The organism is Acinetobacter sp. ANC 4648 (genome assembly GCF_002135345.1).
GTDB lineage: Bacteria > Pseudomonadota > Gammaproteobacteria > Pseudomonadales > Moraxellaceae > Acinetobacter.
In genome coordinates this window covers 149,208-168,093 of record NZ_NEGI01000001.1, presented here as the reverse complement: position 1 = coordinate 168,093, position 18,886 = coordinate 149,208, and the positions used below count along the sequence as shown (strand labels likewise).

16 protein-coding genes are annotated in these 18,886 nt (G+C 38.3%); 13 read left to right on the top strand and 3 right to left on the bottom strand.

The window, feature by feature from the left end; all coding sequences use genetic code 11:
* The first annotated feature begins 53 nt into the window (after positions 1-53).
* Positions 54-1,040, top strand: a complete 987-nt coding sequence (locus tag B9T27_RS00760; protein ID WP_086202276.1) for a malate dehydrogenase — start codon at positions 54-56, stop codon at positions 1,038-1,040.
* A gap of 202 nt (positions 1,041-1,242) precedes the next feature.
* The gene (locus B9T27_RS00755; protein ID WP_086204975.1) at positions 1,243-1,500 is read left to right on the top strand and encodes a DUF2789 family protein; all 258 of its coding nucleotides are present in this window, start codon (positions 1,243-1,245) and stop codon (positions 1,498-1,500) included.
* A 188-nt stretch (positions 1,501-1,688) separates the two neighbouring features.
* On the opposite strand, the gene B9T27_RS00750 is transcribed toward B9T27_RS00755, so the two are convergent.
* Complete coding sequence (locus tag B9T27_RS00750; RefSeq protein ID WP_086204974.1) at positions 1,689-2,624, bottom strand: lauroyl acyltransferase; 936 nt, start codon at positions 2,622-2,624, stop codon at positions 1,689-1,691.
* Positions 2,625-2,796: 172 nt separating this feature from the next.
* Here B9T27_RS00750 and B9T27_RS00745 point away from each other — a divergent pair, with 172 nt between their 5' ends.
* Entirely contained in the window at positions 2,797-3,774 is a 978-nt protein-coding gene (locus B9T27_RS00745; RefSeq protein ID WP_086204973.1) for an acyltransferase family protein, read from the top strand.
* A 422-nt stretch (positions 3,775-4,196) separates the two neighbouring features.
* On the opposite strand, the gene B9T27_RS00740 is transcribed toward B9T27_RS00745, so the two are convergent.
* A complete protein-coding gene (locus tag B9T27_RS00740; RefSeq protein ID WP_086204972.1) occupies positions 4,197-6,092 on the bottom strand; it encodes an ATP-binding cassette domain-containing protein in 1,896 nt (631 codons plus the stop codon).
* Positions 6,093-6,125: 33 nt separating this feature from the next.
* On the opposite strand from B9T27_RS00740, the gene B9T27_RS00735 reads away from it, so the two are divergent.
* The 10 genes from B9T27_RS00735 to B9T27_RS00690 all read left to right on the top strand — a co-directional run bounded on the left by B9T27_RS00735 (position 6,126) and on the right by B9T27_RS00690 (position 17,401).
* Entirely contained in the window at positions 6,126-6,371 is a 246-nt protein-coding gene (locus B9T27_RS00735; RefSeq protein WP_086204971.1) for a SlyX family protein, read from the top strand.
* Between the two features lie 182 nt (positions 6,372-6,553).
* Complete coding sequence (locus B9T27_RS00730; protein WP_086204970.1) at positions 6,554-7,555, top strand: hypothetical protein; 1,002 nt, start codon at positions 6,554-6,556, stop codon at positions 7,553-7,555.
* Between the two features lie 729 nt (positions 7,556-8,284).
* Positions 8,285-8,734 (top strand): ammonium transporter, encoded by a 450-nt coding sequence (locus tag B9T27_RS00725; protein ID WP_086204969.1) that lies wholly within the window; start codon positions 8,285-8,287, stop codon positions 8,732-8,734.
* Between the two features lie 30 nt (positions 8,735-8,764).
* Positions 8,765-11,410 carry a type I DNA topoisomerase gene (gene topA / locus B9T27_RS00720; RefSeq protein WP_086204968.1) on the top strand — a complete coding sequence of 882 codons (2,646 nt, stop codon included), beginning with the start codon at positions 8,765-8,767 and terminating at the stop codon, positions 11,408-11,410.
* 90 nt (positions 11,411-11,500) lie between these two features.
* The gene (locus tag B9T27_RS00715) at positions 11,501-11,962 is read left to right on the top strand and encodes an NUDIX hydrolase (RefSeq protein WP_086204967.1); all 462 of its coding nucleotides are present in this window, start codon (positions 11,501-11,503) and stop codon (positions 11,960-11,962) included.
* A 119-nt stretch (positions 11,963-12,081) separates the two neighbouring features.
* Positions 12,082-12,840 (top strand): hypothetical protein, encoded by a 759-nt coding sequence (locus tag B9T27_RS00710; RefSeq protein WP_086205395.1) that lies wholly within the window; start codon positions 12,082-12,084, stop codon positions 12,838-12,840.
* Between the two features lie 125 nt (positions 12,841-12,965).
* Complete coding sequence (locus tag B9T27_RS00705) at positions 12,966-13,535, top strand: HdeD family acid-resistance protein (protein WP_086204966.1); 570 nt, start codon at positions 12,966-12,968, stop codon at positions 13,533-13,535.
* 107 nt (positions 13,536-13,642) lie between these two features.
* Positions 13,643-14,779 carry a glycerate kinase gene (locus B9T27_RS00700; RefSeq protein WP_086204965.1) on the top strand — a complete coding sequence of 379 codons (1,137 nt, stop codon included), beginning with the start codon at positions 13,643-13,645 and terminating at the stop codon, positions 14,777-14,779.
* A 285-nt stretch (positions 14,780-15,064) separates the two neighbouring features.
* Entirely contained in the window at positions 15,065-17,056 is a 1,992-nt protein-coding gene (locus B9T27_RS00695; protein WP_086204964.1) for an ATP-dependent helicase, read from the top strand.
* 90 nt (positions 17,057-17,146) lie between these two features.
* Positions 17,147-17,401, top strand: a complete 255-nt coding sequence (locus tag B9T27_RS00690; protein WP_086204963.1) for an RNA recognition motif domain-containing protein — start codon at positions 17,147-17,149, stop codon at positions 17,399-17,401.
* Between the two features lie 78 nt (positions 17,402-17,479).
* On the opposite strand, the gene B9T27_RS00685 is transcribed toward B9T27_RS00690, so the two are convergent.
* A complete protein-coding gene (locus B9T27_RS00685) occupies positions 17,480-18,883 on the bottom strand; it encodes an efflux transporter outer membrane subunit (RefSeq protein WP_086204962.1) in 1,404 nt (467 codons plus the stop codon).
* Between the last annotated feature and the right edge of the window lie 3 nt (positions 18,884-18,886).

Genomic DNA, 18,886 nt, shown 5'->3' with positions numbered 1-18,886 from the left:
TAAATGGACTAACTATTTAATCGCATTGAATATCCTCAATTGGAGATAATTAGATGAAGCAAGCCGTTCGTGTTGCCGTTACTGGCGCTGCAGGTCAAATTGGTTATAGCTTACTGTTTCGCATCGCAAGTGGCGAAATGCTAGGTAAAGATCAACCAGTTATTTTGCAGTTGTTAGAAGTTCCTTTTGAGAAGCCACAAGCTGCGCTTAAAGGCGTAATGATGGAACTTGAAGACTGTGCATTCCCTCTTTTAGAAGGCATGATCGGTACTGATAATCCAGATGTTGCATTTAAAGATGCAGACTACTGTTTACTTGTAGGTTCTCGTCCACGTGGTCCTGGTATGGAACGTGCTGAACTTTTACAAGAAAATGCGAAGATTTTTACTGTTCAAGGTAAATCAATTAACGATCACGCAAGCCGTGACGTTAAAGTTCTTGTTGTAGGTAACCCTGCGAACACGAATGCTTACATTGCTATGAAATCTGCCCCAGATCTAAACCCTGGTCAGTTCACTGCTATGTTACGTCTTGACCACAACCGTGCGCTTAGCCAAATTGCGGCTAAAACAGGTAAAGCAGTTAAAGACATCAAAAAACTTACAGTTTGGGGTAATCACTCTCCAACAATGTATGCTGACTACCGTTTTGCCACAATTAATGGCGAAAGCGTTAAAGACATGATTAATGACCAAGAGTGGAATGCGAATGTATTCCTTCCTACCGTTGGTAAACGTGGTGCTGCAATCATTGAAGCACGTGGTCTTTCTTCTGCTGCTTCTGCTGCAAATGCTGCAATCGACCATATGCGCGATTGGGCTCTTGGCACAAACGGCGAATGGGTAACGATGGGTATTCCTTCTGACGGTTCTTATGGTATTCCAGAAAGCGTTATGTACGGTGTTCCAGTGACTTGTGAAAATGGTCAATACACGCGTGTTGAAGGCTTAGAAATTGATGCATTCAGCCGTGAACGTATGGATGTGACTCTTGAAGAATTAGAAGGCGAACGTGCGGCAATTGCTCACTTGTTCAACTAATCTTTAAAGATTAAGTTATATAAAAGCACTCCTTCGGGGGTGTTTTTTATATTTAGAAATACAGTATTCACTTTTTAAAGTGACTCGAAGAAATGAAATACAAATTGAAACAGCAAAACAATACACGAGGCTATCTTTGGTTTCTATATTCTTATAAATTATTTGTATAACTAATTTCAGTTTAAATGATAAGGAGAGCGCAATGCTTGGGAGCACGAAACCATCCTTGGAACTATTATTTTCTCAACTTGGATTGCCGTCTAGTCTTGCAGCAATTGAACTATATGTACGGACACATCAATTGCCTCGACATCTTTCATTACATGAAGCGCCATTTTGGAATAAGTCACAACGTGATTTTCTAATCAGTCATTTGGTACAGGATGATGATTGGGCCATCTGGATTGATGAATTAAATCAACAATTACATTTAGATGCCGATAAATTGCAAATTGCTTAAAAATTTGATTTTAAATATTCAATAAAAAGGGTTAAGTAAAAACTTAACCCTTTTGCATAGCCATCATAAAATAGTTTTTATAAAAATTTGGATCTAATACATTGCTTTGAAATTAAACATCATCAGCAGTATTTGTGTTGTAGTGGTTCAAGATAATGTTTAATTGAAAAGTAGTCTGACTATAAGAATCAATAAATTTTTTCGTAACCTTTAGGACGAGTTTTAAAGCGACGATGAAACCACATATATTGTGTTGGTGCGATACGTAGCTGTTGTTCAATGATGTTATTCACTCGGATTGCATCATCAAGTTCATTATCACTGGGGAAGTCGGCGACTGCTGGTTCAATCAGAATTCGATATTGGGGATTTTGAATATCACCATGCCGATAAAAATATAAAGGAATAGCCACCGCTTTTGATATTTTTAATAAACGTCGATGTGCAGTCACTGTCGCCGCAGGTGTGCCAAAAAATGGTGCCATTACGCCTTGTTTTAATCCAAAGTCTTGATCTGGGCTATACCAAATGGCATGACCTTCTTTTAGATTCCGAATTAAGCCTCGCATATCATCATGATCAATTTGATTGGCATAAATTGTGGCACGGCAACGATAAATCAGCATGTCTAATAGCGGATTATTTTGTGGGCGATAGACCACATCGGGTTCAAAATATTTTGAGCAAAGAAAACCGCCAGCATCTAATAAAGTGCTGTGTGTGCCTAAGAGTAATACACCTTGGCCAGCTGTTTGTGCATTCGTGAGATGTTCTAAGCCTTCAATACTAATTCGATTTTTAAACCACTGTGGTGAATACCAAGCATTTAGTGTTTCAAAAACTCCAAGCATCATATCGATAAAAACTTGGCGCGCATGTTCTTGAATTTGTTCAGCAGTCCATTCTGGAAAACAGACTTCTAAATTACGTATTGTAGTTTGACGGCGTGATTTGAAGTTGTGAAATGCAAGCTTACCTAATAAGGTCGCTAAACGATGTTGAATTGCCCAAGGCAGAATTGCTATAAGCATCAAACAAACAATGGCAATCCAAATCCCCCAGTATTGAGGAAGTAGAAATGCCCAATAAAATTGTCCAGGCTCGTATTGGCGCTTTTTGCTCATACTGATTAGAGGTCATCATGTCGTTGAAAACTGGGCGAAGTGTAACACGAAGATAAATTGATGTGATGTATAAACTGCATCAGCTAGAGTAGCGTTAATCTCAAGTAAATTTGCTATTTATTTTATCAGAACAAAATTAAAATAGGTTCAGATCTTCCAAGGATAGTAGGAAATGCGAGATACGTATTTAGACACCAGTAAAGCAGTATTAATCTTCTTGGTGGTCTTTGGGCATTTTTTAGAACGCATGATTGGATGGGAGAACCCTATTAATCATACGCTTTTAGCAACGATTTATGTTGTGCATATGCCCGCATTTATCTTCATTTCAGGATTGTTGTATAAAGATAAAAATTGGTTTAAAAATATTATTTTCTTTATTGCATTGTATCTACCATTTCAAATTTTATTTCCAGCTTTTGAGGCATTATGGACTGGAAAATTTCAGTTAAGTTGGAATATCTTTGTCAGACCTTATTGGATTTTATGGTATTTGATGGGGATGATGGTGTGGACATTACTGACTCATTTTCTGATCAAAACTAAATTTCCAGTCATTATTGCGATAGCTATGGCGCTGTGTGTTGGATTAAGTCCTTGGAACAACTATCAATATTCGATTGGACGGATTTTTGTATTTTTTCCTTTTTTCATGCTTGGATGTTGTTACGGTAGAGCCATCATTCAATTCATCCAGCAACGAAGATCTGGTTCTATCATTGGTCTATGCATCATTTTTGGAATCATTGCTGTGGTTGATTTGACACAAATCAATCAATTCTGGCTGTATGGCAGTTTGAGTTATACACAGCTGCAAGTCAGTAATCTAGACGGAACATTGATTCGAATGGGATGCTTATTGCTTTCTAGCTTGGGGATCTTTGCAATTTTGTCACTGGCTCAGCGCATGGGGCAGCGCTTTATTCAGCTGGGTCGCAACACCTTGGCGGTTTATTTGTTACATGGTTTTATCGTTATTTTTATAACTAGATTTTGGCAATTTAATTTTCATATCAGTATTCAAATCTTAATCTGCTTAATTTTTTCTATAATAAGTTGTTGGATATTGCAACATAATATTTTTGATAAAGTGCTCCGGAAATTATCATTGTGGTTAATGTTGCCTACTGAAAAGTTATGGCATAAGTAAGCTGCATTCCACATAAAAAACCACATTCTGGGAGGAAATGTGGTGAAATGCACTAATTTTAGTCTATGGAATGTGATTGTTTTAGAGCCATCACTTTACCTGTTGCAAATTGAGATTTTATCGTTAGATTCTGCAATAACCTAGATAGATTTGATGGTTTTATATTCGATTATTTCGATGAACATATGATGGATTTTATGTTGAAAAGAAGCGTGCTAATGTTAAGAAATAAGAGTTATATATTAAGATATAGTCGTAAGGATATTAATTGTTTAAACGAATTTTTAAGAATAAAGAATAGCTTTTTATGCTTAGGAAAGCATTTAAGAATTGAATAAAATTATCTACATCGGTTTTAAGCTGTATGTATACCTTCCAAAAAAACTCCGTACGAATACGGAGTTTTTTTTGGAAAAATAGAATTAATTTCCTTTGGTCATTTCTTCTAAAGTTTCCCAGCGTTCCATTTTTTCAAGTAAAAGGTCATCAATTTCAGTTAAACGTGCTGAAAGTTTCATTGCGGTATCTGCATCAGATACAAACAATGAACCATCTGCAAGTTTCGCATTGATTTCAGCTTGCTCTTTTTCAAGTGCTTCCATTTCGGCAGGCAATTGTTCTAATGCACGCTGATCTTTATAGCTCAACTTTGCTTTTTTTGGCATAGCTGCTTCAGCTTTCGCAATGGCTTTTTTTACATCACTTTTTTGACCAACAGCAGTTTGATCAGGACGTTGTTCCAGATAGTCCTGATATCCACCAATGTATTCATCAATATGACCTTTACCATCAAATACCCAAGTTGATGTCACAACGTTGTCCATAAAGGCACGGTCATGCGAGATCAAAAGTAATGTACCTTTATAGCTACCTAGCATTTCTTCGAGTAGCTCTAGGGTCACCATATCCAAGTCGTTGGTTGGTTCGTCCATGACGATTAAGTTAGATGGTTTAAGTAACAGTTTTGCAAGTAAAATACGGTTGCGTTCACCACCAGACAACGCTTTTACGGGAGTGCGAGCACGTTCAGGTGAGAATAAGAAGTCTTGTAAGTAGCTGTAAATATGACGACGACCACCATTTACATCGACGAAATCTGAACCTTCAGAAATGTTATCTTTAACTGATTTTTCGAGATCAAGTGCGTCACGTAATTGATCAAAATAAGCCACTTCGAGTTGTGTACCAGTTTTTACAGTACCCGTATGTTCTAGCTCGCCTAAAATGGCTTTGATTAGGGTAGTTTTACCCACGCCATTATCACCGACTAAACCAATACGGTCGCCACGAAGCACCAATGCAGAGAAATCTTTGATAATCGGTTCTTGGTCGCCAAAAGCAACGCTAAGATTTTCAATATCAAAGACTAATTTACCTGAGCGATTCGCATCTTGCGTCGCCATACTCACTTTACCTTGTTGTGAGCGACGTGCTTTTGATTCTTCACGTAAATCTTTCAGTGCACGAACACGACCTTCATTACGGGTACGACGTGCTTTAATACCTTGGCGAATCCAAACTTCTTCTTCAGCAAGTTTTTTATCGAATAACGCATTTTGCTTTTCTTCTGCTTCCATTTGCTGTGCTTTAAGGTCAAGGTAACGTGAATAGTTACCATCGTAGCTACGCAATGTGCCACGATCCAGCTCAACAATACGGGTTGCAATGCTATCTACAAATGAACGGTCATGTGAAATAAATAGCAGGGTTAAGTTGTTTTGATCGAGTAAGAATTTCTCTAACCATTCAATACTTTCAACGTCCAAATGGTTGGTTGGCTCATCCAGTAACAACACGTCTGGCTGTGTCAGTAAAGCACGGGCTAATAGTACACGACGTTTACGACCACCAGATAAATCGGCTAAATCAGCATCAGGATCTAATCCCATTTTGCTCAGAATCGAGTTGACTTTAGTTTCTAAAGCCCAACCATCAACTTGATCGAGTTTGTGCTGTAGCTCGCCCATGCGGTCACAAGCTTCCATATCACCCAATACACACGCATCACTTGCTTCGTGATAAGCTCTGAGTACAGTAGCTGCCTCACCCGCACCATCTGCGACGATGTCAGCGACTTTACCAGAGTCCATTGGCACGTCTTGAGCCAACATCGAAATGGTAATACCATTTTGTAAAGAAACTTCACCACGATCCGGCAGTAAGCTTCCCTCAATCAGCTTGAGTAAAGTAGACTTACCTTCACCGTTACGGCCAATCAAACAAACTCGTTCACCGCGCTCTAAATTGAAGTTCGCGCCGTCGAGCAGGGAGGGTCCGCCAAACGCGAGTTGGACATCCCTTAACGTAATATAGGCCATACTGTTTCCTGAAATCCAAGATGAGGACTTAAAATGACTAAACAAAAAAATCTTAATGATCAGGCGTCATTTTCCGCACCCATAGAAGATTTGCAAGTCCGAATTGCATTTTTAGATGATTTAGTTGAGCATTTAAATGAGCAAGTGGCTCGACAAGATATCGAACTTATTGATTTAAAGAAACAAATTCAATTTTTGTATCAACGTCTTGAGTTTGCAGATTTATCCGATGGAATTGCTACTTTTGATCCAATGAGCGACCGCCCGCCACATTATTAATTTTTGTACAAGCAACCTCTCCCTTTGGGAGAGGAAAACCCTGAGACATATTGACGTTTTTTGTTTCAAATGGCGATGGTAATCATCACCAGAAAACTTACATTAAAATTATGATTTTATTTGACCTTTTTTACAAAGCTCGTTGTAATGCTCACTTTCCGACTCACTGCTAATTTTTTATCATGCTCAATAAAGTCGTTCTTCTCGATCTCGAAAATAATATGCCAACAGCAAAAGTATTGCAGGATATTGTGAAGCATTATTCAACGTTATATTTTTTTAATTGTGACGGAAAGTTTGAATATGCACTGGAAGACTTAACTGAATTGGCGAGTTGGGTAAGTAGTGGGCAGGTGGTCGTTTTGGAAACCCCTAAGGCAAAAGAAAAAGAGTTTGAATATGCAGTTGTTGTTGGTCAGTTAATCGCTTTAGTTGAACCTGATGCACATGTTGAAGTGATTTCGGCCATGCCAAGCAGTGAGATGCTCATTCAAATGATGTCCGCATCTGACTTGAGCTGTAGTCTAGTATTGATTCAACCAGCAAGCACGGGAACAAATTCTAAGTATAAAACTCCAAGTGTTGCAACCATTAAAGAAAAACCTTATTTGCAAATGGTGAAACGATATTGTGATGCTTTGGGGAAAATGACAGGTCAACCGAATACGATTGAAAAGTTAAGAAATTCGATTGGCAATATTTTGCAAGTTGTTCCTGAGAATGCGCAACATTTGGTGGGAATGTTGATTAATTTAAAAATTATTAAACGTGATGAAGAACAAATCTTTGTGCGTAAAAAAGTGTTGAGACAATGGACACAGTTGAATTTAGATGAGCAGGTAACTGAGTCTAAATTAGAGAGTATTGATGTGCTTTTAGAAAACTTAAAATCCAATACGCATGTCGTCGTGCAGGAGGATGAGCAACAAAACTCTGTGCAGAATATTCAAAAGGCACTCTTTAAGAATTTTGAAAAAATCGATCCCATGCAAATTCAAGTGATTCATAAACTAGATGCTTTAAAGTCTAAAAAACCTAAAGATATTTATGAATTACGTGATTTATTGGAACAAATGTTTCCAAAATCTGATGTCCGTTCATTGCTTAAAGAGTTGGTTGAAAAAGGCTATATTTCTTGGAATGGTCGTGCGGTGATTTATAGCCATGAAATGTTTTTAAATTAGACAAAAGAGTTTTACTGTTCAGTCTCTATGTGATCTTTGCTTGGAGACTTTTTTATGTATCAATGCGCAAGAGATATCAGTTAATAGTGCTATTCACATTGAAGAAATAAATCTATTTAAAAACCAAATTAAACATTCATTTAAAGTAGCTCTTTATATGCTTCAGTTTAAAGAGATACGCCTCAATATATGATAAAAATTTTAATAAAATGGGTGCTCAGTGCAGTTTGAGTTTGAAATAAAGCGAGGTCATACGAAAAAATGTAGTTTTATGTAAAGTGAAATATAGTGTAGGAATGAGATCAATAGAGTTTTTATCGTTTGCTTGGGTATCGTTTTTCAAGGAAGTCGACTCTACAGGTTATGGATCATTCGCTTGAAATTGATCTACTCAGATGATTTAACCAATACTATAAAACATGCATATAAATTTCGTATAAGAGTCACTTAAATAACCGATATAGTTTAAATTTTATTAAAAAAATGGATGTGTGATTGGTTTTTAATTTTCTCTCAAAAGCAAAAGATCAAATTACTGAGTCAAGCTTTGAAGATATCTATTCATATAAAACGAATTTTATAAGCAGCAGAATCATAAAAATGAGATTTTACGATCGATTCTGCGGAAAAATAAGCTTGAAAAAAGCTTATTCCATATCAATCTGCATTTTGATCTTGCGTTTTATATTCAGCTTATGCAACTCTAATATAGGAATATAAAGGTGAACTATGGAACACACAGGTACTTGGGTTGCGGTAATCATCATTATTTTTGTGTTGGGCTCAATTTTTGGCTTACGGGTCAGTCCTAGAGAAAAAGCTTTAGGTTTAATGCGAGAAAAAGCACGAAAAATGGGTTTACACCCAAGAGTAGTGGTTGCACCTGATTGGACAGGCGTACCGATGGCAACAGAAAAACGTGCCAGTATGGTGGCTTATTATAGCGTATTGCTTCCAGCAGCTCGTCTTCCATTAATGCGTGCCAGAGTTAAAAATCAAACATTACAAGTTGTTCAGGGTGATGAGAAATTTAAAGATTTTCCCATTGCATTAAAAGGGATTTATGCTATTGATATGCAAGCTAACTGTGTCGGACTCTATTGGGATGAAGAATCAGACCTGAGAGCAACACAGCTTGAAGATATGAAAGCATATTTACACTCTTTGGCTGAAATTTAATTTTTTATCAATTAGGAAAAACGGTTCATTATGGCGAATGCTCCTCGGTCCACATCCAAAAGCACCCCCACAGCACAATCTCCTGATGCTGGGAAGAAACGTGCCTTAGTGATTGTGGAGTCGCCTGCAAAAGCGAAAACCATTAATAAATACTTAGGTTCGAATTATATTGTCAAATCATCGGTTGGTCATGTGCGTGACTTACCGACGGGTGGTTCAAGCAAAAGTACAGAAAAAAAACCTGCAACGCGAACCAAATTAACGGATGAACAAAAGGCTGAAAAAGCTCAGTCTGCGTTGGTTAATCGTATGGGAGTTGATCCAGAGCATGACTGGAAAGCACACTATGAAGTGCTACCAGGCAAAGAGCATGTGGTTGCTGAACTAAAAAAACTGGCATCCCAAGTTGATGAAATCTATCTCGCAACGGATATGGACCGTGAAGGGGAAGCTATTGCTTGGCATTTAAAAGAAGTGATTGGTGGAGATGAATCACGTTATCAACGTGTGGTGTTTAACGAAATCACTAAAAATGCTATTCAGGAAGCATTTAAGCACCCATCTCGCTTAGATATAGACAAAGTCAATGCTCAACAGGCTCGTCGCTTTCTTGATCGTATCGTTGGCTTTATGATTTCTCCGTTGTTGTGGGAAAAAATTGCCCGTGGTTTATCAGCAGGTCGGGTGCAGTCTGTCGCGACCAAACTTGTAGTAGAACGTGAACGTGAAATTCGTGCCTTTGTCCCTGAAGAATATTGGCAGGTTTTTGCCGATACTAAATCATCGAAGGATAACATTCGTTTAGAGGCAGTAAAACAAGGTGGTAAAACCTTGAAACTGCAAAATAAAGCACAAACTGATGCTTTATTGAAAATTCTAAAAGATGCTGAATATAAAGTATCTGTACGTGAAGATAAGCCAACCAAAGTTAATCCAAGCGCACCTTATATCACCTCAACTTTGCAACAGGCAGCAAGCACGCGTTTAGGTTTTTCTGTAAAGAAAACTATGACCATGGCGCAGCGCTTATATGAAGCGGGTTTCATTACGTATATGCGTACGGATTCAACCTTCCTCAGTGCTGATGCAGTTAGTATGGTGCGTGATCATATTGAATCTGAGTTTGGTAAAAAATATTTACCAGCTGAACCGATTCGTTATGGTAATAAAGCAGGTGCCCAAGAAGCGCATGAAGCGATTCGTCCATCTAATGTCGCACTTAAAGGTGATCAACTTGTTGGTGTAGATCGTGATGCACAACGTCTTTATGATCTTATTTGGCGTCAATTTGTAGCTTGTCAGATGACACCTGCTGAATATTTATCATCGACAATTTTAGTGGATGCTAATGGTGTAGAACTTAAAGCCAAAGGTCGTACCTTGGTTTTTGATGGTTTCACGAAAGTCCGTGGTGCTAATAAAGCTGATGATGATGTGTTATTACCTGCAGTCAAAGTAGGTGAAGTGCTCAAACTTGAAAAATTAGATCCATCACAACACTTTACCAAACCACCAGCACGCTTTACTGAAGCATCATTGGTAAAAGAATTAGAGAAAAAAGGCATTGGTCGTCCTTCGACTTATGCTGCGATTATCTCGACCATTCAAGATCGTGGTTATGTCAAGCTGGATAATCGTCGTCTCTTTGCCGAGAAGATGGGCGAAATCGTTACAGATCGTCTTGATGAAAACTTCAATAATTTGATGAATTATGCTTTTACCGCAGATCTCGAAGGTCAGCTCGACAAAGTTGCAGATGGCGAACGGAATTGGAAAGAGCTGTTAGATAATTTCTATGGTGACTTTAAAAAACGTTTAACCACGGCTCAGGGTGAAAATGGCATGCGCCGTAATCAACCTGTAGAAGTGGCATCGGTACATTGCAAAGAATGCGATCGTCCAATGCAGATTCGTACGGGGACTACTGGTGTATTTTTAGGATGTTCAGGCTATAACTTGCCACCCAAAGAGCGTTGTAAAGGAACATTGAATTTAACTCCTGTTGAATCACTTGCAGCTTTATCTGATGATGATAGTGCAGAAACTGCTGACTTAATGTCAAAAAAACGTTGCCCGATTTGTGAAACGGCAATGGACAGTTATGTGATTGATGGTGGTCGAAAATTGCATGTCTGTGGTAACAATCCAGATTGTGCTGGTTTTGAACTTGAAGAAGGTGAGTTTAAAATTAAAGGTTATGATGGCCCAAGCATTCCTTGTGACAAATGTGATGGCGAAATGCAGCTTAAAACTGGTCGTTTTGGTCCATATTTTGCCTGTACCAGCTGCGATAACACCCGTAAAGTTTTGAAAAGTGGTCAGCCAGCGCCACCACGTGTTGATCCAATTAAAATGGAACATTTACGTTCAACTAAACATGATGACTATTTTGTACTTCGTGATGGTGCAGCTGGTTTATTCTTAGCAGCGAGTAAGTTCCCGAAAGTGCGTGAAACTCGTGCACCCAAAGTAGCCGAATTACGTTCAGTTGCAGAGCAGCTTGATCCGAAATACCAGTTTATTTTGCAAGCACCTGACGCTGATCCTGAAGGAAATCCAACTTTAGTAAAATTTAGTCGTAAGAATCAAGTGCAATATATTGGCTCTGAAACGCCTGAAGGTAAACAGACCAAATGGTCTTTGATTTATCAAGATGGAAAATGGATCGAGGCTTAATGATTCGTTAATTTCAAAATGCTAACTTCGGTTAGCATTTTTTATTTCTAATTTTAAAGATTCAGACAATATTTGTTTAAAGGATTAAATATGATTCCCATTCGCTCAGTAGTGGTTTCAGGCGTAGCGTTATCTAAAATAAATGGTGAAATAAAAATATTGCTAATGAAAAGGAATAAGGGGGGCTTTTGGTGTCATGTCGCAGGAAAGGTCGAAGCAGGTGAAACGGCATGGCAAGCTATTATCAGAGAATTTCATGAAGAAACAGTCATTGATGTTCAGCAATTATACAGTGCAGATTATTTGGAGCAATTTTATGAAGCAACGCTGAATGTGATTGAGTTGATTCCAGCATTTGTTGTGTATTGTGATGACAATCAAAAAATAACACTCAATGAAGAACATTCAGAATATATTTGGTGTAGTTTAGATGAGGCTTTGGAAAAGGTTGTTTTCGCTGGGCAGAAAAAATTTTATGAATATGTTTGGAATAATTTTGTCAAAAGACCGCCTGTTGAATTATTAAAAATAAATATACATCGACTTTTATAAGTTTGCTTATTGGTCTTTAATTTGGATTTGATGAGCATCAACCTTATCTAAAGATAAAAAGTATGTGGTTGATAATTAAATAAGTGAATGCATTAGATGCAAATTGGGGGGTAATCTTGATGTGGAAAAATATTCGAGTTGTGTGTTTATTACTGATTTTGGTGATTGTTTCTGTCAATGCATGGCGAGATATGAATCAGGATTGGAATAAACCTATAACGGTTTTATTACATCCAATTAATGCAGATCATCAGTCAGCTACTGAACACTATATTCAACAAATTTCCATCGATGATTTAGCTGACATACAGCATTACCTAAGTGTCCACTCTAAAGAGTTTCGTGCCCAACCCGTTCAATTTTATTTTCAATTGGGTCGAGAATTAAAAAAAATCCCACCTAAAGTGCCTGAAAAAAGCACAGTTCTTAATAATATTTGGTGGAGTTTAAAATTTCGTTACTATGCTTGGCAGCAGCACGCAAGTGGGGATGGATCTCCGAGTGTTACTTTATATTTGAATTACTATGATCCTCAGCAGAGTAAACGGCTTAAACATTCTGTGGCTTTAGAGCGGGGGAGAATTGGGACTGTCAATTTATTTGCATCTCGGAAACAAAATGGTTCAAATAATGTCGTTTTAGTACATGAGTTGCTACATACTTTTGGTGCAAAAGATAAATATGATTTTCAAACGGGGCAACCTATTTATCCTTTAGGTTATGCAGATCCTGAACAAAATCCACTTTATCCTCAGCAACGTGCTGAAATTATGGGTGGATATCTTCCATTAAGTGCCTCAAAGAGCGTAACTCCAGAAAGTCTAAGCGATACTATGATTAGTCGAAGTACTGCTCAGGAAATAGGCTGGGTTAAATAAGCAGATTTATTGGTGTGGATAAGCCGATACTTATCCACATAGATTTTGATGCAGTTTTTATACAGACAAATGCTTTTATTCGATTAACAATAAAATTATCTTAAATAACAATAGAAGAGAAGAATATGCGAACTGTGGGAAATGATTTAGTCCGTCATCAATTACATGAAAACCGGAAATGGTATTTGTTAATTGGCATAATATTGGTGGTTTTTGGCATTATTTTATTGGCTTCACTTGGGGTCGCTACACTTACCGCAGTGGCACTATTTGGTGTACTGATGATGATTGGTGGGGTACTGCATTTAATAGCGGCATTTAAAATTTTTGATGGTGGATATCGTTGGTTTTGGGCTCTGTTTGGGGTTTTATATTGGATCGCTGGTTATTATGCCTTTACCTCACCGATTAAAACTGCAATCGTTTTAACCAGTTTATTGGCTATAGCCTTACTCATCGCTGGATTTATTCGGATTATTAATGCTTTTATGTTACGACCGATCTCTGGTTGGGGCTGGACTTTATTTTCTGGGGTATTAACTTTAGCAACAGGTGCGATTATTTTGGCCTCACCTGATTCACCGTTTTGGGTGTTGGGTTTATTTTTAGCGATTGATATCTTATTTCAAGGTGTGAATTATCTTACTTTCGCTGCTGCAATCAAAAAAATTCCACCTAGCTCAGCAGACTCGTAATTATTGGATAGCGTGATAGAGCTTAGGAGTGCATTGATTGCGCTCCTTTTTATTAAGTATTATTCACTTTCTGTTTCCATCCTTTCATGGAAGAAGTCTAAAGTCTTATGTCTAAAATTTTTGTCCTTGCACCAGATTCCTTTAAAGAAAGTATGAGCGCTGAACAGGCTTGTCGTGCAATGCAACGTGGTATTGAAAAAGTATTTAAGGATGCTCAGTTTATTCATGTACCTATGGCAGATGGTGGTGAAGGTACAGTCGATGCTCTACTTATAGCAAGGCAAGGCCAAAAAATTACCATTAAAGTAACAGGGCCGCTTGCATCACAAAAAGTTCAAGCTTATTTAGCTTTGATTGATGATGGAAAAACGGCTGTGATTGAAATGGCGATGGCCAACGGAATTCATTTTATAGACCAAACACAGCGTAATCCATTATTCACCTCAACCTTAGGTACGGGTGAAATGATTAAACATGCCTTAGATTTAGGTGTAAATAAAATCATTATTGGCTTGGGGGGCAGTGTTACTAATGATGCAGGTGCAGGTATGGCACAGGCTTTAGGTGCAAAGTTTTATGATGTGAATGGTTGTGAGGTTGCTGTAGGTGGTGGGCAACTCAATCAGATTCAAAGGATGGATCTTTCAGGATTGGATGCCCGTTTAAAACAAACAGAAATCATTATTGCGAGTGACGTGAATAATCCTTTGTGTGGAATAAATGGTGCATCTCATGTTTTTGGGCCACAAAAAGGCGCAACCACTGACATGGTTCTGCAATTGGATCACAACCTTTGTCATTTTGCGGATTTAGTCCAACAGCAATTAAATGTTGATCTGAAAAATATCGCAGGTGCTGGCGCTGCTGGCGGTTTAGGCTTTGGTTTAATGGTTTTTGCCGGTGCAAAAACTCGTTCAGGGGTTGAAATTATCATTGAAGAATCGAAACTGACTGAAAAAATTGCCCAAGCAGATTATGTTTTTACAGGTGAAGGAGGAATTGATTTTCAGACTAAGTTTGGCAAAACCCCGTTTGGTGTTGCACAAGTTGCACAGCGATTAAAGAAACCAATGATTTGCTGTGCAGGTTATATTGGTGAAGGTATCGATGAGTTGTATGAGGAAGGTTTTACTGCAATTTTTGGTATTGTCGATGGTGCATGTGATTTGCAGACAGCATTAAAAAATGGTGAGAAAAATCTAGAAAGAACCTGTGAAAATATTGCACGGCTTTTATATTTTTAGAGTCAGAATACGTTACTCCCTTCACTATTTAACTTTAACTGTATTTGAATGTTGTTTTTTATCTAATTGATTTCATTTGAATGATAAGGAATAAAAACTATTTTTTGGGCAAAAGTCACATTTTTGTAACCTCTGTTTAACGGTAGTATCTATATCATCTTGATGTTTCAGATCATTGTGATTGTAAGGCTATTATTAGGGAGATTAAATCTAGTTATTGAGAAATTCAGTTTTGATGAGAGAGTTTTGCTAAACTACGCCTCATTCACAAACCGATGAGAGATTATGAGTTTAGCCAGCCTAATTGATGAATTAAACCCTCAACAAAAGCAAGCGGCAACCACACAAACCAAACATAGTTTGGTCCTTGCAGGTGCAGGCTGTGGCAAGACCAAAACCATCGTTGCCCGTGCCGCCTATCTGATTGATCAAGGTGTGCCAGCCAACCAAATTCAAATTCTGACTTTTACCCGCCGTTCAGCCAGTGAAATTGTAGCACGTGTGGAATTGGCTTTAGGTGATCAAGCTAAAGGTTTACGTGCTTCAACTTTTCATACTTTTTGTATGTACTTACTACGCCGTGTGCCGAAAGCATTTGGTCTAGAACAATTCTCGATTATTGATCGTGATGATCAATTGATGATGTTCCGCTTAATTCGCGGTAAAGATGATAAGAACAATCCAAATGCTTTACCCAAGCCGAAAGAACTCTGTGATCTTTATTCTTTTGCACGTAATACGCGTCAAAAATTGAGTCTGGCTTTAGAAAAACAACTACCAGAATTTTTGGATCATAAAGATCAAATCGCAGAAATTATGAAAGAGTACGAGGCACGTAAACAAGCCCGTTGCTTCTTAGATTATGATGATATTCTGGCCGTCGTTGCTTCTGCTTTGGCACAATCTGAAGGGTTGGTCGATTATGTCGCATCGCTGTGTCAGCATATGCTGGTGGATGAAATGCAGGATACCAACCCCTTACAATGGGCGCTGTTAGACCCCTTAAAAGATAAAACGCATTTATTCTGTGTAGGCGATGATGCGCAATCAATTTATGGTTTCCGTGGTGCAGATTTTGAAAATATTCATCATTTTAAAGAGCGTGTTCCTGAGGCACAGATTTTTAAATTAGAAAAAAACTATCGTTCTACCCAAGAAATTTTAGATTTATCCAATTGGTTGCTTGACCAAAGTGATATTAAATACGACAAACATTTAGAAGCGTATCGTGGTGAGGGCATCAAACCACGCTTGCATATTTTTCCGAATGAATTTGATGAAGCCAAATGGATTGCCATTGATATTAAAGAGCGTCATTTTCTGCAAGGGGCGGCATGGCATGAACACATGGTGTTGGTGCGTTCCAGTTTTGCGGCACGACATATTGAAGCCGCCTTTATTCAAGCCAATGTGCCATATCGTTTTATTGGCGGTATGAAACTCCTTGAAACGGCGCATGTGAAAGATTTACTTAGTTTGCTCCGTGTTATTGCCAATCCATTGGATGATATTGCTTGGATGCGTTTTTTAACGCTCTGGAATGGTGTGGGTGATGTCAGTGCCAGTAAATTATCACATCAATTATTGGGTGAACCTGATCTAGATCGGATGCTTGAAAAACTGGAAAAATTTGGTCGAATTCCTGAAAATACACTGTTAATCATGAAGCAAATGAGTGTACTCAAACATGAAGTGGCAGCTTGTGTGAAATTGGGTGTTGAAGCATTATTGACGCAGCTTGAAGAAAATTATGCCAAAAAAGAATGGTCAAAACGGGTCGGTGATTTTGATTTAGTCAAACAGTTGGCGGCCAAGCATCAACAACTCGGTGAGTTTTTAGAAGAATATGTGCTTGATCCTGTCTCAATTAGTGAAATTGAGCGTCAAGCTCAAGATGATGTAGTTACGCTCATCACGATTCACTCGGCCAAAGGCACTGAGCAAAAAGTTTGTTATGTGGCTAATGTTTCAGCTGGGCAGTATCCACATGCACGTGCACAAGGTAATTTTGATGAAGTCGAAGAAGAGCGTCGGGTGTTGTATGTCGCTTTAACTCGTGCGAAGAATGAATTAATCCTGACCAAACAAAATTTAAATTTGTGGGCCAAAGATCAAGTTGACGATCAAGGGCGAAGCATAGAAAGCTATTTCCTGAATGGTCTGACTCGCAATTTATGTACCTCTGAAACCCATTACAAACCACGTCAACAGACGGTAAAAAGCGCTTTAATTGAGCGTCAGTCGATTAATTTAGATTTTGGTATCGATCTCGATTAAACTAGAGCTATCTTGTGTTTTCATTCAAAAAGTAGAGTAGGCGAGTGCTTTTTGATGTTTATTGTCTATTTTATATTTTAAGGTTGTAAGATGAAAATTTTAGTTCGCAGTTTAGAGCGTACAGTCACTGAAGCAGAGTTACTCGAATTGTTCAAAGCATACGGTACAGTGAAGTCATGTACCGTAATTTTAGATGCTGCAACAGGTAAATCGAAAGGGTTTGCATTTGTAGACATGCCAAATGGCCGTGAAGCAGTGAAAGCGATTAAAGGCTTAAATACATTGCGTCTGCATGGGCATGGTATTCGTGTCAAAGCTGTAGAAGATAAACCCGAAGCAAAATAAATATAAAAAAAGAGCCTTTTAATTGGCTCTTTTTTTATGGAATAAATTTAAAAATTTTCGCTTAAATTAATCCAAGCTTTATGGTAGTTGCTTGATTGGGCTACCGCCTAAGGCTTGCATTAATGTGACATAGGCATTGTATTGGCTTTGCTTGGTTTGTACTAAGCTTAAACGTGCATTCCGAGTGGTCTCTTGCGCATCTAAGAGATTTTTTAAGGCAATGGCTCCATTTTTATAACGAACCTGAGTGAGTTGCTCCGTCTTTTCGGCAAGCTCTAAATTGCGTTGTTGCAAAGCCACTTGTTTATCTAATTCAGTTCTGTTTGAAAGTGCATTTTCTGTATCTGCAAAAGCTTGATAGAGCGTTTGACGATATTGAATAATGCTTTTTTCATAATCTAAATCACTAATCTTAATGTCTTTTTTCATATCATTATACTGCAGAAATGGCAGACTTAAACTTGCGCCTAAAGAAAGGACTGGATTTTGTAACAATTGAGTTAAAGAATTACTACTGGAACCTAAATTACCAGTTAAGTTAATTGAAGGGTAATAGCTGGCTTTGGTAGCATCTTTATTGGCCAGAGATTCACGTAATCGTAACTCCGCAGCACGTAAATCAGGACGACGAGAGAGTAAATCTGCGGGTAAACCTGCTGCAATATTTGGTAGGCGAATACGAGGAAGAGCTTGTGGTTCTTGAATACTCAATTGCTGTACAGGAAGTTGTAATAACACGGCCAAAGCAGTACGTGCTTCGACACGTTGTTGATCAATTTGACTTAAACTGGCTTTTTGACTTTGTACAGATTGTTCCGCCTGCGTTAAATCTAAACCTGAAACTGCTCCTGCGCGATATTGAGTGCGTACCAATTCATACAGTTTTTGTGTGGTCGCTAAACTTTGCTGAGCTGTACTATAGCGTTCATTTAAATACCCCAATTGCCAATACAGATTGGCCGTTGTTGCGATCAGGCTTTGCCCCGTGGCTTGTAAATCCTGCTCAGTCGCTAAGGCTTCCCAGCGGTTAGCTTCAGTTTGTCGAGCCAATTTACCAAATAAATCGACTTCATAACTAACACCCGCATTGAGAGAGACTCCTTTAGATGAGTCATTACCTGAGTGTACGTCAAAATTATGTCCAGCTGAAACACCAGAGTTGACTCGAATGCCTTGTTTGTCTTGTGAGAGACCAGCTCTTAAACGAGCCTGCTGTAAGTTAATTCCAGCAACAGCTAAATCTGTATTACTAGCGATAACTTGATTTACCAATTGATTTAGCTGTGTATCATCAAACAATGTCCACCATTGATCGGCATAGAGATCGGCCTGAATTTGTGTGTTGTTGATTTTATGATAGGCAAAATTAGTCGGAATTTCGATAGCTGGTGTCTGATAAGGGGTTTTGACCACAGCGGCACAACCGACCAATGAGCTGCTGAGAATCAAGGCACTTGTAAGTTTGCTTAAATATAATCGCATATA

Coding starts and splice junctions, on each gene's coding strand:
- B9T27_RS00695 (WP_086204964.1), top strand. CDS start 15,065: ATGAGTTTAGCCAGCCTAATTGATGAATTAAACCCTCAACAAAAGCAA.
- B9T27_RS00705 (WP_086204966.1), top strand. CDS start 12,966: ATGCGAACTGTGGGAAATGATTTAGTCCGTCATCAATTACATGAAAAC.
- B9T27_RS00755 (WP_086204975.1), top strand. CDS start 1,243: ATGCTTGGGAGCACGAAACCATCCTTGGAACTATTATTTTCTCAACTT.
- B9T27_RS00750 (WP_086204974.1), bottom strand. CDS start 2,624: ATGAGCAAAAAGCGCCAATACGAGCCTGGACAATTTTATTGGGCATTT.
- B9T27_RS00685 (WP_086204962.1), bottom strand. CDS start 18,883: ATGCGATTATATTTAAGCAAACTTACAAGTGCCTTGATTCTCAGCAGC.
- B9T27_RS00735 (WP_086204971.1), top strand. CDS start 6,126: ATGACTAAACAAAAAAATCTTAATGATCAGGCGTCATTTTCCGCACCC.
- B9T27_RS00730 (WP_086204970.1), top strand. CDS start 6,554: ATGCTCAATAAAGTCGTTCTTCTCGATCTCGAAAATAATATGCCAACA.
- B9T27_RS00740 (WP_086204972.1), bottom strand. CDS start 6,092: ATGGCCTATATTACGTTAAGGGATGTCCAACTCGCGTTTGGCGGACCC.
- B9T27_RS00760 (WP_086202276.1), top strand. CDS start 54: ATGAAGCAAGCCGTTCGTGTTGCCGTTACTGGCGCTGCAGGTCAAATT.
- topA (WP_086204968.1), top strand. CDS start 8,765: ATGGCGAATGCTCCTCGGTCCACATCCAAAAGCACCCCCACAGCACAA.
- B9T27_RS00710 (WP_086205395.1), top strand. CDS start 12,082: ATGTGGAAAAATATTCGAGTTGTGTGTTTATTACTGATTTTGGTGATT.
- B9T27_RS00690 (WP_086204963.1), top strand. CDS start 17,147: ATGAAAATTTTAGTTCGCAGTTTAGAGCGTACAGTCACTGAAGCAGAG.
- B9T27_RS00725 (WP_086204969.1), top strand. CDS start 8,285: ATGGAACACACAGGTACTTGGGTTGCGGTAATCATCATTATTTTTGTG.
- B9T27_RS00700 (WP_086204965.1), top strand. CDS start 13,643: ATGTCTAAAATTTTTGTCCTTGCACCAGATTCCTTTAAAGAAAGTATG.
- B9T27_RS00715 (WP_086204967.1), top strand. CDS start 11,501: ATGATTCCCATTCGCTCAGTAGTGGTTTCAGGCGTAGCGTTATCTAAA.
- B9T27_RS00745 (WP_086204973.1), top strand. CDS start 2,797: ATGCGAGATACGTATTTAGACACCAGTAAAGCAGTATTAATCTTCTTG.